Source organism: Citrobacter sp. Cm038, assembly GCF_030333105.1.
In the GTDB taxonomy this organism is placed as follows: Bacteria; Pseudomonadota; Gammaproteobacteria; order Enterobacterales; family Enterobacteriaceae; genus Citrobacter; species Citrobacter murliniae.
The window spans coordinates 830,064-850,243 of sequence record NZ_JAOWGO010000016.1 but is presented as its reverse complement, the minus strand read 5'-3'; the positions used below and the strand labels follow the sequence as shown (position 1 = coordinate 850,243).

Annotated in this window: 17 protein-coding genes; 5 read left to right on the top strand and 12 right to left on the bottom strand. The window is 52.3% G+C overall.

Features of this window, described 5'->3' with window-relative positions:
* Nucleotides 1-74: 74 nt before the first annotated feature.
* The 5 genes from narI to OGY01_RS06395 all read right to left on the bottom strand — a co-directional run bounded on the left by narI (nt 75) and on the right by OGY01_RS06395 (nt 8,521).
* Nucleotides 75-752 carry a respiratory nitrate reductase subunit gamma gene (gene narI, locus OGY01_RS06415; protein WP_286492677.1) on the bottom strand — a complete coding sequence of 226 codons (678 nt, stop codon included), beginning with the start codon at nt 750-752 and terminating at the stop codon, nt 75-77.
* Nucleotides 752-1,462, bottom strand: a complete 711-nt coding sequence (gene narJ, locus OGY01_RS06410; RefSeq protein ID WP_045443637.1) for a nitrate reductase molybdenum cofactor assembly chaperone — start codon at nt 1,460-1,462, stop codon at nt 752-754. Before narJ ends, narI begins: the two co-directional genes overlap by 1 nt.
* Complete coding sequence (gene narH, locus OGY01_RS06405) at nt 1,459-2,997, bottom strand: nitrate reductase subunit beta (RefSeq protein ID WP_045443641.1); 1,539 nt, start codon at nt 2,995-2,997, stop codon at nt 1,459-1,461. Before narH ends, narJ begins: the two co-directional genes overlap by 4 nt.
* Nucleotides 2,994-6,737 (bottom strand): nitrate reductase subunit alpha, encoded by a 3,744-nt coding sequence (locus OGY01_RS06400; RefSeq protein WP_286492675.1) that lies wholly within the window; start codon nt 6,735-6,737, stop codon nt 2,994-2,996. Before OGY01_RS06400 ends, narH begins: the two co-directional genes overlap by 4 nt.
* A gap of 392 nt (nt 6,738-7,129) precedes the next feature.
* Nucleotides 7,130-8,521: a NarK family nitrate/nitrite MFS transporter gene (locus OGY01_RS06395; RefSeq protein ID WP_045443647.1), complete on the bottom strand. Its 1,392-nt coding sequence runs from the start codon at nt 8,519-8,521 to the stop codon at nt 7,130-7,132.
* A gap of 340 nt (nt 8,522-8,861) precedes the next feature.
* Between OGY01_RS06395 and narX the strand changes: the two genes are divergently transcribed.
* Complete coding sequence (gene narX / locus OGY01_RS06390; protein WP_045443650.1) at nt 8,862-10,658, top strand: nitrate/nitrite two-component system sensor histidine kinase NarX; 1,797 nt, start codon at nt 8,862-8,864, stop codon at nt 10,656-10,658.
* Entirely contained in the window at nt 10,651-11,301 is a 651-nt protein-coding gene (narL, locus tag OGY01_RS06385) for a two-component system response regulator NarL (RefSeq protein ID WP_286492673.1), read from the top strand. Before narX ends, narL begins: the two co-directional genes overlap by 8 nt.
* 20 nt (nt 11,302-11,321) lie before the next feature.
* Here the strand turns inward: narL and OGY01_RS06380 are convergent, their stop codons facing one another.
* Nucleotides 11,322-12,707, bottom strand: a complete 1,386-nt coding sequence (locus OGY01_RS06380) for a YchO/YchP family invasin (RefSeq protein WP_502873401.1) — start codon at nt 12,705-12,707, stop codon at nt 11,322-11,324.
* Between the two features lie 223 nt (nt 12,708-12,930).
* On the opposite strand from OGY01_RS06380, the gene OGY01_RS06375 reads away from it, so the two are divergent.
* Complete coding sequence (locus OGY01_RS06375) at nt 12,931-13,284, top strand: DsrE/DsrF/TusD sulfur relay family protein (RefSeq protein ID WP_045443655.1); 354 nt, start codon at nt 12,931-12,933, stop codon at nt 13,282-13,284.
* A gap of 263 nt (nt 13,285-13,547) precedes the next feature.
* Nucleotides 13,548-13,793, top strand: a complete 246-nt coding sequence (locus OGY01_RS06370) for a DUF1883 domain-containing protein (protein WP_045443658.1) — start codon at nt 13,548-13,550, stop codon at nt 13,791-13,793.
* A gap of 61 nt (nt 13,794-13,854) precedes the next feature.
* On the opposite strand, the gene OGY01_RS06365 is transcribed toward OGY01_RS06370, so the two are convergent.
* Nucleotides 13,855-14,550 carry a gamma-glutamylcyclotransferase gene (locus OGY01_RS06365; protein ID WP_045443661.1) on the bottom strand — a complete coding sequence of 232 codons (696 nt, stop codon included), beginning with the start codon at nt 14,548-14,550 and terminating at the stop codon, nt 13,855-13,857.
* A 401-nt stretch (nt 14,551-14,951) separates the two neighbouring features.
* Between OGY01_RS06365 and chaA the strand changes: the two genes are divergently transcribed.
* Nucleotides 14,952-16,052: a sodium-potassium/proton antiporter ChaA gene (gene chaA, locus OGY01_RS06360; RefSeq protein WP_045443664.1), complete on the top strand. Its 1,101-nt coding sequence runs from the start codon at nt 14,952-14,954 to the stop codon at nt 16,050-16,052.
* Nucleotides 16,053-16,160: 108 nt separating this feature from the next.
* Here the strand turns inward: chaA and kdsA are convergent, their stop codons facing one another.
* Genes kdsA through prfA form a run of 5 tightly spaced genes read right to left on the bottom strand, consistent with a single transcriptional unit; the run spans nt 16,161 to nt 20,168 of the window.
* Nucleotides 16,161-17,015, bottom strand: coding sequence for a 3-deoxy-8-phosphooctulonate synthase (gene kdsA / locus OGY01_RS06355; RefSeq protein WP_003020772.1), 855 nt, complete (start codon nt 17,013-17,015; stop codon nt 16,161-16,163).
* A gap of 35 nt (nt 17,016-17,050) precedes the next feature.
* Nucleotides 17,051-17,860 (bottom strand): invasion regulator SirB1, encoded by an 810-nt coding sequence (sirB1, locus tag OGY01_RS06350; protein WP_045443670.1) that lies wholly within the window; start codon nt 17,858-17,860, stop codon nt 17,051-17,053.
* Between the two features lie 3 nt (nt 17,861-17,863).
* Nucleotides 17,864-18,256, bottom strand: coding sequence for an invasion regulator SirB2 (gene sirB2, locus OGY01_RS06345; protein ID WP_045443673.1), 393 nt, complete (start codon nt 18,254-18,256; stop codon nt 17,864-17,866).
* Nucleotides 18,253-19,086, bottom strand: coding sequence for a peptide chain release factor N(5)-glutamine methyltransferase (gene prmC, locus OGY01_RS06340; protein ID WP_045443676.1), 834 nt, complete (start codon nt 19,084-19,086; stop codon nt 18,253-18,255). Before prmC ends, sirB2 begins: the two co-directional genes overlap by 4 nt.
* The gene (prfA, locus tag OGY01_RS06335) at nt 19,086-20,168 is read right to left on the bottom strand and encodes a peptide chain release factor 1 (protein WP_045443679.1); all 1,083 of its coding nucleotides are present in this window, start codon (nt 20,166-20,168) and stop codon (nt 19,086-19,088) included. The genes prmC and prfA overlap by 1 nt, the downstream gene beginning before the upstream one ends.
* Nucleotides 20,169-20,180 lie beyond the last annotated feature (12 nt).

The following is a 20,180-nucleotide window of genomic DNA, read 5'->3' as shown; positions in this document are numbered from 1 at the left end:
CTGCATTCACCATCCTGCAAACAGTTATAAAAAAACCCCGCCGAAGCAGGGTTTTGTCTTACGAAAATAACGGATTAGTGACGTGCGCGCACAATCTGGTATTTACGCGCCAGATACTCGACAGGAACGCTCCAGATATGCACCAGACGCGAGAACGGGAACAACAGGAACAACGTCATACCGAGCACCAGGTGCATACGGAAGATGAACGCCACACCGTCCAGATATTGAGAAGCGCCGCCGTGGAAAGTCACCACGGACTGTGCCCAGTTCACCAGCTTCATCATCTCGCTGCCGTCCATATGCTGGGCAGAGAATGGGATAGTCAGCAGACCCAACGCACACTGGATAACCAGGACAGATAGCACCAGAATATCCGCGCCAGTAGTGGTTGCGCGTACGCGTGGGCTGAACAGACGGCGTTTAAGCAGTAATACGCCCCCCACCAGGCACATCACACCGGATGCACCGCCAGCAAACATTGCCATCTTTTGTTTTACTTCCAAAGGCAGCCACGCTTCGTACATCCAGTGCGGCGTCAGCATACCAAGGAAGTGACCAGCGAAAATACCCAGGATCCCGATGTGGAACAGGTTTGACGCCAGGTTCATTCCTTTACGATCCAGCATCTGGCTGGAAGCCGCGCGCCAGGTGTACTGACCGTAGTCATAACGCAGCCAACTACCAATCAGGAAGACAGAACCCGCGATGTACGGATAGATGTCAAAGAAGAACGTATTCAGGAAGTGCATTATTGCTGTCCTCCGGTGGTGATATTCAGGTACTGCGGCGCAACGGCCCCGGCAAAACGACGCTGGTGAGCGGAGATTTCAGATTCGCCGCACCCCTGGTCGGCAAAGAATTTCACCTGCTCTTCTTCCCAGACCGCATCCAGCGCCTGCGGAGTGTCGTCACGAACTTCATCCGCAATTTTTTCAGCCACTTTGTTGCTGTCGATAGCAGCGTTAGCCAGTTTCAACAACAGATCGAACAGCACGGCGTAGCGGCTCTCGCGCTGTTGCAGACGCGCACTGAGCAGCGCCAGAATCGGTGCGATATCCTGCAAGCCGCCCAACGCTTCTTCCTTCGGCAACTGAGCCAGATATTCCAGATATAACGGAAGATGATCTGGCAGTTCGCGGCTGTCGAGCTGTAAACCGTGTTGCTCGTACTGAGCCATCAGGTCTACCATCGCCTGACCGCGATCGCGGGATTCTCCATGAACATGTTCAAACAACAGCAGAGAGGTTGCACGACCACGGTCGAACAGCTCGCTGTAGCTTGCCTGCACATCCAGCATATCCTGCGCGGTTAAATCACGCAGGAAGACGCCCAGGGTCTGAGCATCCTCTTTGTCCAGGTTCTCAGATGATGCGAGTGCATCGAAAAGTTCCTGCTGATGCTGCCACAGGGCAGCATCTGGGTATTCGAGCAGGCGCGAAACAATGACGAGTTCAATCATTGGTGCGGCTCCGTTTTACTGGTCACATCGACAGCATCGATGCGGCGGCTGTTGAACAGATTGAATTTTGTGTCAGAACCATGACAACCATCACCAAAGCTAAAGCCGCAACCCCCTTTCTCCGGGAACGCTTCGCGCGCCAGTTCACGATGGCTGCTCGGCACGACGAAACGATCTTCGTAGTTAGCAATCGCCAGGTAACGATACATCTCCTGTGCCTGAGCTTCAGTCAGTCCGACCTCTTCCAGCGCACGGGTGTCGACTTTACCGTCAACCGTTTCCGCACGTTTGTAGTGACGCATCGCCAGCATACGTTTTAGTGCCAACAGCACCGGCTGGGTATCGCCGGCAGTCAGCAGGTTTGCCAGGTACTGAACCGGAATACGCAGGCTGTCTACATCCGGCAGAATGCCATTGCTGCCCAGTTCGCCCGCGTCAGCCGCTGACTGAATCGGTGACAATGGCGGCACATACCAGACCATTGGCAATGTGCGATACTCCGGATGTAGCGGCAGTGCCAATTTCCAGTCCATCGCCATTTTGTACACCGGAGACTGCTGTGCCGCGTCAATCACGCTCAGTGGGATGCCATCTTTCAGCGCCTGTTCAATGATCGCCGGATCGTTCGGATCGAGGAATACATCCAGTTGACGCTGGTACAGGTCTTTCTCGTTTTCCGTGCTTGCCGCGCTTTCAATCGCGTCCGCGTCATACAACAGCACGCCGAGGTAGCGAATACGACCTACGCATGTTTCGGAACAAATGGTCGGCTGACCAGCTTCGATACGCGGGTAGCAGAAAATGCATTTCTCGGATTTGCCGCTCTTCCAGTTGAAGTAGATTTTTTTGTACGGACAACCTGTGATGCACATACGCCAGCCACGGCACTTATCCTGGTCAATCAGTACGATGCCATCTTCTTCACGCTTGTAGATGGCGCCGCTTGGGCAGGTCGCCACGCACGCCGGGTTAAGGCAATGCTCACACAGACGCGGCAGATACATCATGAAGGTGTTCTCGAACTGACCGTACATCGCCTTCTGCATGTTCTCGAAGTTTTTGTCTTTCGACAGCTTCTCAAACTCACCACCCAGATCATCTTCCCAGTTCGGACCCTTGGTGATTTTATCCATACGCTTGCCGGTGATCAGCGAACGAGGACGAGCAATCGGCTGCGCCTTGCTGTCAGCTGGCGTGTTATGCAGCGTCTGGTAGTCGAAATCAAACGGTTCGTAGTAATCATCCAGGCCCGGCAGGTGCGGGTTGGCAAAGATTTTACCCAGAAGCATCGCGCGGTTACCCATACGCGGCTGCAGTTTGCCGTTGATCTTACGAACCCAACCGCCTTTCATTTTCTCCTGGTTTTCCCAGTCAGTTGGGAAACCGGTACCCGGCTTGGTTTCAACATTGTTGAACCACGCATACTCGGTCCCTTCACGGCTGGTCCAGACGTTTTTACAGGTGACTGAGCAGGTATGACAGCCGATGCACTTATCGAGATTCAGCACCATGCCGACTTGTGAACGAATTTTCATTTTACGCTCTCCTGTACCTGGTCATTGCCTTCGCCATCCAACCAGTTAATGTTCTTCATCTTACGTACAACCACGAACTCATCACGGTTTGAACCTACGGTACCGTAGTAGTTAAAGCCGTATGCCAGGTGCGCATAACCGCCAATCATATGGGTCGGTTTCGGCGTAATGCGGGTCACCGAGTTATGGATACCACCACGTTGACCGGTAATTTCAGAGCCAGGCAGGTTAACGATACGTTCCTGTGCGTGGTACATCATGGTCATCCCGGCAGGGACACGCTGGCTTACTACAGCACGAGCAGTCAGCGCACCATTGCTGTTGAAGACTTCAATCCAGTCGTTGTCTTCAATACCAATCTCTTTGGCATCCTCTTCACTCATCCATACAACCGGACCACCGCGGCCTAAAGTCAGCATCAGCAGGTTGTCACTGTAGGTGGAGTGGATACCCCACTTCTGGTGTGGCGTCAGGAAGTTGAGCGCTTTTTCCGGGTTGCCATTGGATTTCTCACCCATCACCTCTTTCACCGAACGGGTATCGATTGGCGGACGATAGACCAGCAGGCTTTCACCGAAGTCACGCATCCACTGATGATCCTGATACAGTTGCTGGCGACCCGTCAGCGTACGCCATGGGATCAGCTCATGAACGTTGGTATAACCGGCATTGTAAGAAACGTGTTCATCTTCCAGGCCAGACCATGTCGGGCTGGAGATAATTTTGCGCGGCTGCGCCTGAATATCACGGAAGCGGATTTTCTCGTCTTCTTTATTGAGCGCCAGGTGCGTATGGTCCCGACCGGTAAACTCGCTCAGCGCCGCCCATGCTTTGACGGCTACCTGGCCGTTAGTTTCCGGGGCCAGTGTCAGAATCATCTCTGCCGCATCAATCGCCGTATTCAGCATAGGCTGGCCTTTAGCCGGACCTTCTGCCTTGGTGTAATTGAGCTTACGCAGCAGATCCATTTCACTCTGGGTGTTCCAGGTAATCCCTTTACCACCGTTACCGACTTTATCCATCAGCGGGCCAATAGAGGTGAAACGCTCGTAGGTGGCCGGATAATCACGCTCAACGGTCATGATGTGCGGTGCAGTTACGCCTGGTATCAGATCACATTCGCCTTTCTTCCAGTCTTTTACATCCAGCGGCTGCGCCAGTTCGGCGGCAGAGTCGTGCTGGATAGGCAGTGTAACCACATCAGTTTCTTTACCGAGATGGCCAACACAAACTTCAGAGAATTTCTTCGCGATGGCTTTATAGATTTCCCAGTCGCTTTTCGATTCCCATGCCGGGTCAACGGCGGCAGACAACGGATGAATAAACGGATGCATATCCGAGGTATTCATGTCGTCTTTTTCGTACCAGGTCGCGGTTGGCAGCACGATGTCTGAATAGAGGCAGGTGCTTGACAGACGGAAGTCCAGCGTCACCACCAGATCCAGTTTGCCGTCGAGACCGTTATCCTGCCATTCCACTTCTTCCGGCTTCACACCGCCCTGTTTGCCCAGATCCAGCCCCTGAATACCGTGCTCGGTACCCAGCAGGTACTTCAGCATATATTCATGGCCTTTACCGGAAGAACCCAGCAGGTTTGAACGCCAGATAAACAGGTTACGCGGATGGTTTTTACCGTTTTCCGGCTGCTCTGCCGCGAAACGAATCGAGCCTTCTTTCAGCGCTTTCACGGTGTAATCAACTGGCGTCATACCCGCTTTCTTCGCTTCATCGGCGATGCGCAGTGGGTTAGTGCCTAACTGCGGAGCAGACGGCAGCCAGCCCATACGTTCTGCGCGGACGTTGAAGTCCAGCAGATGGCCGGTGTAACGGGATTTATCCGCCAGCGGTGACAGCAGTTCTTGCGCCGTAACCGACTCGTAGCGCCATTGGCTGGAGTGGTTATAGAAGTAAGAGGTGCTGTTCATGTGACGCGCTGGACGCTGCCAGTCGAGGGCAAACGCCAGAGGCTGCCAGCCGGTTTGCGGACGCAGTTTTTCCTGGCCCACGTAGTGCGCCCAACCGCCGCCGCTCTGACCGACACAGCCGCAGAAGATCAACATGTTGATCAGGCCGCGATAGTTCATGTCGAGGTGATACCAGTGGTTCAGACCGGCCCCGACGATAATCATCGAACGACCGTGCGTTTTATCCGCGTTATCGGCAAATTCACGCGCGATACGGACGATCTGTGAGCGGGAAACACCGGTGATTTTTTCTGCCCACGCTGGGGTATACGCTTTGATGTCATCGTAGCTGGTCGCACAGTTTTCATCGTTCAGACCGCGTTCCAGACCGTAGTTAGCCATGGTCAGATCGTAAACGGTAGTCACCAGTGCAGTAGAACCATCTGCCAGACGCAGGCGTTTCACCGGCAGTTTATGCAGCAGAACATTTTCCAGTTCGACTTTATTGAAGTGTTCAGTACCTTCACCGCCGAAGTACGGGAAACCAACTTCAGCGATATCATCCTGACTACCCAGCAGGCTGAGCTGCAGTTCGGTTTCTTCACCAGACGTGCCGTCACGCTGCTCAAGATTCCATTTGCCTTTTTCGCCCCAACGGAAACCGATTGAGCCGTTTGGCGCGACCATATCGCCATTGGTATTAATCGCGACAGTTTTCCATTCCGGGTTGTTTTCCTGACCCAGAGAATCAACAAGATCCGCAGCACGCAGCATACGGCCCGCAGCATAGTAACCGTCACGCTCTTCAAGCATTACCAGCATCGGCATGTCGGTATAACGACGCACGTAGTCGGTAAAATACTGGCTCGGATTATCGAGGTGGAACTCACGCAACATAACGTGGCCCATCGCCAGTGCCATCGCGGCATCGGTACCCTGCTTCGGCGCCAGCCACAAGTCGCACAGCTTGGCGATTTCTGCATAGTCCGGCGTAATCGCAACGGTTTTGGTGCCTTTGTAACGAACTTCCGTGAAGAAGTGGGCGTCCGGAGTACGGGTCTGCGGAACGTTAGAGCCCCAGGCGATGATATAGCTGGAGTTGTACCAGTCAGCAGATTCAGGTACGTCGGTCTGTTCACCCCAGGTCTGTGGAGACGCAGGCGGCAGGTCGCAGTACCAGTCGTAGAAGCTCAGGCAGGTACCGCCAATCAGGGACAGGTAGCGTGCGCCGGAAGCGTAAGAAACCATCGACATTGCCGGGATCGGAGAGAAACCAGCGACACGGTCAGGACCGTAGGTTTTGACCGTGTAAACGTTGGAAGCCGCAATCAGTTCATTCACTTCCTGCCAGGAAGAACGGACAAACCCACCACGACCACGCGCTTGTTTGAAGCTTTTTGCTTTATCGGCGTCTTCAATGATGGATGCCCATGCGTCTACCGGATCGCTGTGCAGTCTTTTCGCTTCACGCCACATCTTCATCAGACGTTTGCGCATCAGCGGATATTTGAGACGGTTAGCGCTGTAGAGATACCAGGAATAGCTCGCACCGCGCGGGCAGCCGCGTGGTTCGTGGTTCGGCAGATCAGGACGGGTACGCGGGTAGTCAGTTTGCTGAGTTTCCCAGGTCACCAGACCATTCTTCACGTAGATTTTCCAGCTGCATGAACCGGTGCAGTTTACCCCATGGGTTGAGCGCACGACTTTGTCATGCTGCCAACGCTGGCGGTATCCATCCTCCCAGTCCCTGTTAGTATCGAGAAGCTGGCCGTGCCCATCGGCAAAGGTTTCGCCCTTCTGTTTGAAGTAGCGAAACCGGTCCAGGAATTTACTCATCGGTTGTCTCCTGTAGGAGCCTGACGGCTCTCTGATAAATCGACATTGCTTGATTGCCTGCGAAGTTAACGCTCTGAAAGCACGTAGGAATTGATAACGATCAAGGCAGACAGGGATGAAAAATGGAGGTTAATTTTCATATACCCCCTAAGTGGGATATTTTTATTGAATCTAACTAATTGATATTAAATAATATTTCCAATAACGCTCATCATGCAAATGTTAATTTCTTTACAAGTGGGTATTAAGGGGTATGCCCCCTGCCTGGCATATTGCATGCACACTATCTCAGGCGGTCACCTTGAAATAACTCATTAGTATGTTGTAACTAAAACCAGACAAAAAAAAAGCGCGGTCTAACACCGCGCAATGGATAATCAATTGTTACTTTTTTACTTTTTAGAATGCCGTCCGTATACCACCCAGGTGATTACCACGCAGGCGACATAGAAGATTAGAAAGACTTTCATCGCCCCCACAGGCGAACCGGTTAACGCCAGAGAAGTACCAAATGCTTTTGGAATAAAAAAGCCGCCAATTGCGCCAATGGCTGAGATAAAGCCCAACGCTGCAGCTGTATCAGTTGCCGCTTCACGCATCGCTTTCTCTTCAGAACCACCTTCCGCTTTAACCCTGTCCATCGTCAGCTTACGGAAGATGACAGAGATCATCTGGAAGGTAGAGCCACTGCCCAGACCGGCTGTCAGGAACAACGCCAGGAACACGACGAAGAAGGCCATAAAGTTGCCACCCTCACCGTTTACAGGCAAGGTCAGGAACAGCAAGGCGCTGAAAACTGCCATCAGTACAAAGTTCACCAGCGTAACGCGCGTCCCGCCCAGTCGGTCAGAGATTGCACCGCCCGCAGAACGAGCCAGGGCACCAATCAGCGGACCAAAGAAGGCGTAATGCAGGATCTGCACATCCGGAAACTGAGTTTTTGACAGCATCGCGAAACCGGCAGAGAAGCCGATGAAGGAGCCAAAGGTCGCCAGATACAGCAGGCTCATAATCCACAGATGCCCACGTTTCAGCACCGGAAGTTGCTCTTTCAGCGACGCTTTCGAGGTTGCCAGTTCGTTCATACCGAACCATGCCGCCAGTGTGAACACCGCCAGGAACGGTACCCAAACCCATGCAGCGTTTGCCAGATACAATTGCGTGCCATCCGGTTGTTCCACGCCATGACTGCCAAATACGGCGAAAATGGACAACGAAACCACCAGCGGCGCAACCAGTTGCATCACGCTGACGCCCATATTGCCCAAACCGCCATTCAGACCCAGCGCACCACCCTGTTTCTGTTTTGGAAAGAAGAAACTGATGTTTGCCATGCTGGAAGCAAAGTTTGCACCCGCAAAACCGCACAACAAGGAGATCACAATAAAGGTACTAAAAGGCGTGGTGGTATCCTGCACGGCAAAACCTAACCATACGCAAGGGATGATCAGGATACCGGTGCTGAATGCCGTCCAGCGGCGTCCACCAAATAGTGGAACCATAAAGGAGTACGGTACGCGCAACAGTGCGCCGGAAACCGATGGTAACGCCGTCAGCATAAACAGCTGTTCAGTTGTGAAGTCGAAACCGACCTTCGGCAGATTCACCGCAACGGCGCTGAATAACATCCACACACAAAACGCCAGCAGCAGACAAGGGACGGAAATCCACAGGTTACGGCTGGCAACTCGTTGACCACGCTGTTGCCAGAAGACGGGATCTTCCGGCCGCCATTCTGTAATTACAGCTCCAGATGCCCTTTCCGGGGCAGATGAGTGACTCATAGACACCTCTGATACTTGTTTCGATGCCTGCCACATTAGGGTTTACAGCCGGTGGTAAGTTGATATAAATCAAAGGAAAAGGTGTCATTATTGATGCTTAAAATTTATCATTACCCCAAATGAGTAGCTAACATCGGTAAAAAAGATGTGGTTTTTCACGCTTCTGTCACACGCTACTCCCCTCTGTCAGGAATCGCTCCCACCAGTGGCAATTAAGGGGTAGCCCGTTTGAGGTATGGGTATACTCCAGTGTATAGCTGAGAATAACGCCACTGCCTGCAGCAGAATCGTCATTCAATAAGGTTTTCTGCTCAATGAAAACCCGAAGGAAGAAGTCACCATGTTTAAACGTTGTCTCTCACCGCTTACGCTGGTCAACCAGGTGGCGCTTATTGTTTTACTGTCCACTGCTATTGGCGTGGCGGGTATGGCTGTCTCCGGCTGGCTGGTTCAGGGGGTTCAGGGCAGCGCCCATGCGATCAACAAAGCGGGCTCACTGCGAATGCAAAGCTATCGCCTGCTGGCAGCGGTGCCACTGGATGCCGACGACCAACCGCTGCTGGAAGAGATGGAAAAAACCGCGTTTAGCCCGGAACTGACTCGCGCCGCGCTCCGTGACGGGCAGCAGGAACAGTTGAAAGCATTGCAGAATTACTGGCACACCGAACTGGCGCCAGGGCTCGCGCATGCACAAAATGGCGCAGCGGTGGCCGGGGACGTTTCACGTTTCGTGACAGGGTTGGATCAACTGGTCACGGCCTTCGACCACACCACCGAACTGCGTATTGAACGCGTGGTCATGCTGCATCGCCTGATGGCGATATTTATGGCATTGCTGCTGGTCTTCACCATTATCTGGCTACGCGTGCGCCTGTTGCAGCCGTGGAAACAACTACTGGCGATGGCTCGTGCAGTCAGTCAGCGCGACTTCACCCAACGCGCACATATCAGTGGCCGTAATGAAATGGCCGCACTGGGATCGGCACTGAATAATATGTCAGAGGAACTGGCCGAAAGTTACGCGGTACTGGAACAGCGGGTCCAGGAGAAAACAGCAGGTCTGGAACATAAAAATCAGATCCTCTCTTTCCTGTGGCAAGCTAATCGTCGTCTGCACTCCCAGATACCACTTTGTGAACGCCTTTCCCCGGTACTCAACGGCCTGCAAAATTTAACATTACTGCATGATATTGAACTGCGGGTTTACGATCTGGAGGATGAAGATAACCATCAGGAGTTTACCTGTCAGTCTACTGTCAGCTGTGATGAAAAAGGGTGTCACCTGTGTCCACGCGGCATTCAACCCGCAATTGACGGGGGAATTACGCTGAAATGGCGGCTAACCGATGCACATACCCAGTACGGTATTCTGCTCGCCACCTTGCCATACGGACGCCATCTCAGCCACGACCAACAGCAACTGGTGGACACGCTGGTTGAACAACTGACCGCTACGCTGGCGCTGGACAGGCACCAGGAGCGCCAGCAGCAGTTGATTGTTATGGAGGAGCGTGCCACCATTGCTCGCGAACTGCATGATTCTATTGCACAATCTCTCTCTTGTATGAAAATGCAGGTCAGTTGCTTGCAGATGCAGGGTGACGCGCTACCAGAAAACAGCCGCGAGCTGTTGAGTCAAATACGTAACGAACTGAACGCCTCGTGGGCGCAGTTGCGCGAACTGTTAACCACCTTCCGTTTGCAGCTAACGGAACCTGGATTGCGGCCTGCGCTGGAAGCCAGCTGTCAGGAATACAGCGCCCGCTTTGGCTTTACGGTGAAGCTGGATTATCAATTGCCGCCACGTCTGGTGCCTTCCCATCAGGCGATCCACTTGCTGCAAATTGCCCGCGAAGCCCTGAGTAATGCCCTTAAACACTCCCAGGCCGATGACGTTATCGTGACGGTGGTGCAAAATGGCAAGCAGGTCAAACTGACTGTACAAGATAACGGCTGCGGCGTACCGGAAAACGCCGAACGCAGTAACCACTACGGCATGATAATAATGCGTGACCGTGCGCAGAGCTTGCGCGGCGATTGCCGCGTTCGCCGTCGCGAGACAGGCGGTACTGAAGTTACTGTCACTTTTATTCCCGAAACAAACTTCACAGATGTCCAAGGAGATACCCATGAGTAATCAGGAACCGGCAACCATCCTGTTGATCGACGATCATCCGATGCTACGAACCGGTGTAAAACAGCTTGTCAGCATGGCGCCCGATATTACCGTGGTCGGTGAAGCCAGTAGTGGCGAGCAGGGTATTGAGCTGGCTGAATCCCTTGATCCGGATCTGATTCTGCTGGATCTGAACATGCCCGGAATGAACGGTCTGGAAACACTCGATAAGTTGCGAGAAAAATCACTTTCCGGCCGCATCGTGGTTTTCAGCGTATCTAACCATGAAGAAGACGTTGTTACCGCACTGAAACGCGGCGCAGATGGCTATCTGCTAAAAGACATGGAACCGGAAGATCTGCTGAAAGCGCTGCAGCAGGCAGCAGCAGGTGAAATGGTACTAAGCGAAGCCCTGACACCTGTTCTGGCTGCCAGTCTGCGGGCGAACCGTGCGACTTCCGACCGGGACGTTACCCAGTTGACGCCACGCGAGCGCGACATTCTGAAGCTGATTGCCCAGGGTCTACCAAACAAGATGATTGCCCGTCGTCTGGACATCACCGAAAGCACGGTAAAAGTGCATGTTAAGCATATGCTGAAGAAGATGAAACTCAAATCACGCGTTGAAGCAGCGGTGTGGGTGCATCAGGAACGTATATTCTGATAATGAGTTCCTGAAGTATTTTAACGAGGATCATTTTCCGACACGGTGATGAACGGTTCGGCCAGCGATAGCGTGATCTCATTGGAAGAGACACGCTGGCCCAGCCCGTCTTCCACTACCACTGACAACCGCCAGCGGTTTGTTGCCCCTTCGCTACCGTCCCACTTCGGCATAATAATCGTCCAGCCTTCCGCACTGCGGGTATTTGTCCCGGCCGTTAAGCTCAGTGCCTGCGTATCCCCCTGCCACGCCAGATGGCGAATACCATGCAGACTACGGACCTCAAGCTTCAGTACCACCGTTTCACCCGGTTTGAGATCCCAGGGCGGCGTTGCCAAAAAGACGGAAAGAGATTTGCGCTGGCGATATTCCATCGTTGGCAGATTATCACGTTGCGGAAAGTCATAACGACTGCCACGCAGTGACTGGCTGCTCGCCACTTCACTGACCATCAGCTGTTTTTTCAGGGAGACGCCAAAACGATAATTGAGGTTTAATCCAAGGTTATTTTGACTCACTCCACTTTCCCCCTGCTTGTGCTGTGCGGTCAATGTTATCAGTGGGACCGGCGTATAGCTTAGCCCCAGTTTGACCGCTACAGGGTTGTGGTATCCGGCTCCGGAATGAAACAGATCCACCCGATCGCCGAAATATTGTTCAACGCTGACACTGGTATTGAGGTGCTCATAAAATGGCACCCGCATCAGCGCGGTAAGGTCATACCCACGCGCCATCCGCTGCTCTTGCGTCGCTGAACGCTCCTGCCAGGCAGAGAACGGTTGATAGTAATTCGCGGATAAGCGCAGATACTCTCCCCACGCTTCTGCCCCCAATCCGCCCCGGGACAGATTTTCATCCAACAGGTTATCGTAAAAGGTGTTGTAGCCCAGCAACCAACCGTCCCGCACCCAGCGTTGTCCGATACCCACATTACTGACTAATCCCTCATCCTGTTGAGTCAGCCCCAACTGGCTCCAGGTAAGGTAACGCTGATTATCCTGCCAGGGTATAAACCAGTTACCACGACTGCCGCTAAAACTGCCCTCATTATCAATCTGGAGCCCAACGCTGGCTCTTCCCCAGGGAGAAAGCCATGATTCAAGCTGCTGATTAACCTGTTCACTCACCGTGTCACGCACCTGGCCAAACGCGAACTGCTTCGCCTGCTCGCCCGTATCAAGCCCGTTGTCGGTCATACTGGCTTCGCCAAACGCTTTAACCATTTCAGCAAAATGCTTTTCTCCTGCCCTGGACTCCGGTGCCATGCCAAGGTCAGGCAGACCATCATCATTATTGTCGAAAGGGTTTTCAGCTTTCTGAATAAAGGAAGGGGGTGCGCTGGCAATACCGCCTGCCGGCGGCAAGAGTAGGAGGAGATACAGCGGACTACAGACTATACGGCTCAAAACGTCAGTTGTTTCTTACATCAATAAATTACAGCGGCATACATATCCTAAACCATAGCGTTTTCACGCAATATTTGCAGCCCTGCTCTCTCTTTTCCGGATTATCCCTGGACGAAAAGTACTTGTGACCCGCCCCTTCACTCATGCTTCCTTTTCCATACAAACAACACGGAGTAACATAGATGCTGATGAGTAATCCTGTCCCCTGACAACCGGAGTCAAAATGCAAAAGATTGTGATCATCGCGAACGGTGCGGCCTATGGAAGCGAATCGTTATTCAATAGTCTGCGTCTGGCCATTGCGCTGCGTGAACAGGAGAGTAGCCTGGAGCTACGTCTGTTTTTGATGTCGGACGCAGTGACAGCTGGGTTACGTGGGCAAAAACCCGCGGAAGGCTACAATATTCAGCAAATGCTGGAAATTCTGACCGCACAAAATGTGCCGGTAAAACTCTGCAAAACCTGCACCGATGGACGCGGGATCACCGCATTGCCATTAATCGACGGAGTGGAAGTCGGTACGCTGGTAGAACTGGCACAGTGGACGCTGGCGGCAGATAAGGTTCTGACCTTCTGATTCGCTAAGTTTCAGGCAAGCGCACTACCAGGAGCAGCTATTCCCCGATTTAATCTTACATGGGCGTGGTTTCACTGAAAGTTAGCACGCCCTTTCAACGCTTCTGAGGGATTTTGTCATTTTTGTTTAATCGTTATGCCATTTTTTGATCAAAATCAGCATCCTGTTACTCCCCCTTTGGTGTTATGCAATGAGTGAAATGTGAACAACATCACGCAGCACTTTCGAAAGAGAGTACGTTGTTTTCAAGAACGGGGTGAAAAATGGCATTAGTGAAGGCAAGTTTAAAGTTATTTGGTGGAGATACGGTGGTTGTGCGCTGCTCTGAGCGCTGTCACATCCACCTGATGAGCGAGAAAAATCACGTCAAAGACATGCAGACTGACATTTTAAGCGTGCAGGATCGTGATAACGCGTGGCTGACCGTACCGTACACAGGCGTCTGGAATGTGCTGATCGACAGTCACAGCCAGTCGCTGGAGCACTCAATCAGTTATATTGCAGCCTGATTGTAAAAGGCCCGATAGCGCATACGCTTATCGGGCATCTTACAGGTAAGCGGGTTCTCGCTTACGCATATCCTGGTCGCATAACTCCTTCCGGCAGATCCTCACCCAACAATCTTTTGACGGTTATCACCAGATCGTTAAGACAATCATCCTTCATTCCCAATCTGGAAAGCTCTTGTTCCAGCGAGAACAAATACTGTGCGTTAGTCCCTAATGGCCCACTGGCGGCAGCGATAAGCGGCGCGATGACCTGCGCTCGGGTATCGGACTCAAACAGTGGGTGACGCGGATCCATAATAAAGACCAGCGCATTGACCGTCCTGCCATCATCCAGCGCCAGCTGACACCAGGTTGGAAGATAACAGCCAGTAATCATTTCACGCTTCCACAGCAGGGAAAGCTCTTGTTCCAGGGTGGCATCCGGTAAGCGATATGCGACACCGGTCGTGCGCCCGCCCTCCTTCAGAGCCAGCATACGTCCTGGCTGACACGCCGTTCCTCGCCCCGCAGTCAGACGCAGACAAAAAGCCCGATGCCAGCCAACCAACGTCCCGGTACAGGACTCTTCAAACTCTAAAGCCGGGTTCCACATCAACGATCCATAACCAAAGATCCACACCGGTCCATCATCAGGTCGGCAAGAGAGCGTGGCTGCCAGTGAGGCTGCCCGTTGTTCCGCTGACCAGAGTAGTGATTCTTCAATTGTACCAAATGCCGTTTTACAGTCGGCATTCAACAAAAAATCACGCGTTAACACCTTACACCTCCGCCACTGCGACTTCCCTGCGACAACTTTTGACGCCTTCCGGGCTTTTTTACTGCTCATTTTGAAACCAATACCAGGACAATAGGCAATTCACCGACAGCTTGCAAGACAACAAAGGCTCAACGGCACTTTATATCCTGTTCCGATGACCCCAATTCTCCGAGTATTTGCATCATCACCATTGTCAATTTTTGTGCTCAATGGAAGCTAACACTTTGTTATTTAAACACTCTATAAACAAGATAAACGATTTTACTCACTTTGAGGCAAAAACTGACTCATGCCGTAAAATTACGTAAAAACAGATCGGAAATACCGAGAGATCTGTTATTTTTTACATTCTTTAATACATTTATAATTATAAATACCTGCAGAGATGGAGAATTAATTAAATGACACATGCACATGAGGCGGTTAAAACCCGCCACAAGGAGACCTCGCTCGTCTTCCCGATTTTGGCGCTGGTAGTCCTGTTCTTATGGGGGAGCAGTCAGTCACTACCAGTGGTCATCGGCATTAATGCTCTTGCCCTTGTTGGTATATTAAGCAGCGCTTTTAGCGTTGTCCGTCATGCTGACGTATTAGCCCACCGTCTGGGCGAACCTTATGGCTCGTTAATCCTGAGCCTTTCGGTAGTTATTCTTGAAGTTAGTTTAATTTCCGCATTAATGGCAACTGGTGATGCCGCACCGACGCTAATGCGCGATACGCTCTACTCCATCATTATGATTGTTACCGGCGGTCTGGTCGGTTTTTCATTACTGCTGGGTGGGCAAAAATTTGCCACTCAGTATATGAACCTGTTTGGAATTAAGCAGTATTTAATTGCTTTGTTCCCGCTGGCTATTATTGTGTTGGTCTTTCCGATGGCATTGCCGGAAGCAAACTTCACTACCGCGCAAGCGCTGCTGGTAGCGTTAATCTCTGCGGCAATGTATGGCGTATTTCTGCTGATTCAGACCAAAACACACCAGAGCTTGTTTATTTACGAGCATGAGGATGAAAGCGACGACGACGATCCGCATCACGGTAAACCATCAGCACACAGCAATATGTGGCATGCTGCCTGGCTTATCATCCATTTAATTGCGGTCATCGCCGTGACCAAAATGAATGCCAATCCTCTGGAGACTCTGTTAACTGAGCTGAATGCACCAGTCGCATTTACTGGTTTCCTGGTTGCTCTGTTGATCCTCTCCCCGGAAGGGCTGGGAGCACTAAAAGCGGTGCTCAGCAATCAAGTACAGCGTGCGATGAATTTGTTCTTCGGCTCAGTATTAGCCACCATCTCACTGACAGTACCGGTGGTGACACTGATTGCATGGGCGACGGGGAACGATCTGGTATTTGGCTTAGGCGCGCCAGAGATGATCGTGATGGTTTCTTCGTTGGTGCTGTGCCATATTTCCTTCTCAACGGGGCGCACTAACGTGCTAAACGGTGCGGCACATCTGGCACTTTTCATCGCCTATCTGATGACGATATTTGCCTGACCGTGTAAAAAAGCCCGATAAGCGTTAACGCATATCGGGCTTACATGCCTGGTTTTGCAGACCGGATAAAACGCTCAGGCGTGTTATCCGGCAGACAAAAACCGCAGTTTAGTTTTCAGTATCCAGTTCGTCGAAACTTTTCACCAGATCATCAATCGCTTTAATCTGCGTCAGGAACTGTTCCAGCTTCGCCAGCGGCAGCGCGGACGGACCATCACATTTCGCATTCGCTGGATCCGGGTGTGCTTCAATAAACAGACCTGCCAGACCTACCGCCATACCAGCGCGCGCCAGTTCGGTAACCTGCGCACGACGACCGCCGGAAGCAGCGCCGAACGGATCGCGGCACTGCAGTGCGTGAGTGACGTCAAAAATAACCGGAGAGTTGCCGGAAACTTTTTTCATCACGCTAAAGCCCAGCATATCCACAACCAGGTTGTCGTAACCAAAATTGGCACCACGATCGCACAGAATAACTTTATCGTTACCGCCTTCATGGAATTTATCCACGATGTTACCCATTTGACCAGGGCTTACGAACTGCGGTTTTTTCACGTTGATAACGGCACCGGTCTTCGCCATGGCTTCCACCAGATCGGTCTGACGAGCAAGGAATGCCGGAAGCTGAATTACATCCACAACGTCAGCAACTGGCTGTGCCTGGCTGGCTTCATGAACGTCGGTGATCACTTTTACGCCAAAAGTTTGCTTCAGTTCCTGGAAGATTTTCATCCCTTCTTCAAGGCCTGGTCCACGGTATGAGTGGATGGAAGAACGGTTGGCTTTATCAAAGGAGGCTTTGAACACGTAAGGGATACCCAGTTTTTGAGTAACGGTTACGTAGTGCTCACAAATGCGCATCGCCAGATCGCGGGATTCCAGCACGTTCATTCCGCCAAACAGCACGAACGGCAGGTCATTTGCCACGTTGATGTCGCCAATGCTAACCACTTTTTGTTTCATAGGATCGCCTTAAACGGTAGGTAAAGTGTCATTAATCAATGCAATACAATTTGTTTGTGCGAAATAGTATTGATCTGCGCACGGATCATTTCGCTGATCGGGTCTTCCGGACACTGCTCAACGAAATAACTTAAATCATTTAATGCAACATGTTCACATTCCAGTTGCGCGTAAATCAATCCGCGATCGCGTATTTCATACGGGTCTTCAGGATTAAACTGCAATAACGCTTCGCTGGCGCGTAGTGCCAGCTCCATTTGACGCTCTTCCATTAGCGAAGATTTCAGCGTATCGAGCAGTTTGCGGATCACTTCCGCATTATCCGCTTCATCCAGATCTTCGTTAAATAACTCAGCAACCGGGCTGATATTCCCCTTCAGCCACACTTCCAGAGTGTGCTCATTTAACGTTTCGCCATTGAACGGATTGATCAGCCACATTTCGCCATCCAGCGATTCAATACGCAGAATTAACTGCGTCGGGAAAATCACCGGGACCAGCGGGAGATCAAGCCGATTGGCAATCCACAATAAGATTGCGCCAAGCGACACAGCGCTACCCTGGCGATTTTTCAGAACCTGGTCGAGCCATAGTGCATCAGAAAGACGATAGACGCCGCGGGTATCCGTAAACCCCCATTCGCCGTAAAAAAGTGCCAGCAGTTTTTCCAGTTGCTCATCCTGAGACAGGAGCTGGCTAATTTCTTCATGCGCCAGACTTGCCAGACGTTCCAGTTCGGCATAGACAGACTGCGTAGGGAAATCCAGGCGGATAGATTCCGATGCCAGGATCATTCCTTCGCACAATGGCGCTTTATTAAATTCGAAATCAGCTAACGACCTCATGACTTACCCCAGTAACGGTATTTTTGTGGTGGCGAGTTTAATGATGATGTACAGCACCACCAGCGCCAGCGGAAAAGCGATTAATCGCGCCTGCTGGCTGCGCGCCCGACGATAATCGAGCGCAATAAAACCCAAAACGATGTAAATGATAACCCCAAACAGCTTTTCAGTCAGCCATGTCCCCTGCCCGGTGAATGGCAGGATGTGCGTTTTAACGATCAACGCCACGCCGCTAAGTAATAAAACGGTATCAATGATCGGTGGCACAATACGCGACCAGCGCGCAGATGCAAGGCGTCCGTCGGTATAACGCCACCAGAAACGTAACGTTAACAGACCGACAGAAAGCGCGATGCTGATAAGATGAATGCTAAGTAGCACGCTGAATGTAGTCATAATGCGGTGTGTCCGAACGTAATTCGTTCGTTGCCGCCGTAGTCGCGACAGGTTTCAACAGCCTGGTAACCCGCGCGAAGAAAAGCATCGCGCACTGCCTGCCCCTGCTGCCAGCCATGTTCCAGTAACAGGTAACCACCGGGAATTAATACGCTGCGCGACTGGTCGATGATATGCACAATATCTGCAAGACCATGATCGCCCGCCACCAGTGCTGATAACGGCTCAAAGCGCACATCGCCTTGCGCCAGGTGCGGGTCCTGCTCATCGATATACGGCGGATTGCTGACAATCATGTCAAACTGTTCCCCCTGCAGGGCGCTAAACCAGTTGCTTTGCAATACGCGAACATTACTGACGGTCAGGTGCTGTGCGTTACGCGTCGCCAGATCAACAGCATCTGGCATGCGGTCAACTGCAGTTACCGCGCAATCCGGGCGCTCGGTAGCCAACGCCAGCGCAATTGCCCCCGTGCCGGTACCCAAATCAAGAATACGACACGGCGAGGCCGGTAGACGCGCCAACGCCTGTTCAACCAGACATTCGGTATCCGGGCGCGGTATTAGCGTTGCCGGAGAAACAAACAGCGGCAGCGACCAGAACTCGCGAATACCGGTCAAGTGTGCCACAGGCTCTCCCCGCTGGCGGCGCGCCACCAGAGAGTCCAGCTGTTCACGCTGCGCCCCGGTTAATTCCGTTTCGCCAAATGCCAGAATAAAAGTCCGCCCCTTGCCAGTGACATGCTCGAGTATGATCTCGGCGTCACGGCGCGGGCTTTCGCTGTCCTGTAATTGGCTTATCGCCTCACGCAGCCAGTGCTGATAGTCCATTAATCCTGCTCGGACAATGCCGCCAGTTGGTCGGCTTGATATTCCTGGACAATTGGCTCAATGAGCATGTCCAGCTTACCTTCCATCGCTTCGTCCAGACGGTAAAGCGTCAGATTGATGCGATGGTCTGTCACGCGCCCCTGCGGGAAGTTATAGGTGCGGTTACGATCGCTGCGATCGCCGCTACCCAAGAGGTTACGACGCTCAGAAGCTTCTGCCTGCTGACGCCTTGCCACTTCGGCTGCACGAATACGCGCCCCCAGCACCGACATCGCTTTCGCTTTGTTTTTATGCTGCGAACGTTCGTCCTGGCATTCCACCACAATACCGGTCGGCAAGTGGGTAATACGGATTGCCGAGTCGGTGGTGTTAACGTGCTGACCACCCGCCCCCGATGAACGGAAGGTGTCAATACGCAAATCGGCCGGGTTGATGTCCGGCAGTTCGGCCTCTGGCAGTTCCGGCATCACCGCTACCGTACAGGCGGAGGTATGAATACGCCCCTGCGATTCAGTGGCCGGTACGCGCTGTACACGGTGGCCACCAGACTCGAACTTCAGACGACCATACACACCGTCGCCGCTCACCTTGGCAATAATCTCTTTGTAACCGCCATGTTCACCTTCATTGGCGCTCATGATCTCGACGCGCCAACGGCGTGATTCAGCGTAACGGCTGTACATACGGAACAGATCGCCGGCAAACAGTGCGGCCTCATCGCCGCCGGTACCCGCGCGAACTTCCAGGAACGCGTTGCGTTCGTCATCCGGATCTTTTGGCAGCAGCAGAACCTGCAGATGCTGTTCCAGCTGTTCACATTTTTCTTTTGCTTCGCGCAGTTCATCCTGCGCCATCTCACGCATTTCAGGATCGTCGAGCATCATCTGTGCCGTTTCGATATCATCCTGAACCTGTTGCCAGTCCGTAAAACAGCGAGATACATCGCTTAATTGGGCATATTCGCGCGACAATGCACGAAAGCGTTCCTGGTCTGCGATAGTTCCCGCATCGCCGAGCAGCGCCTGAACTTCTTCATGGCGTTCATGCAGGGCTTCCAGTTTGGCAACGATAGAAGGCTTCATAGGCGTAAATGC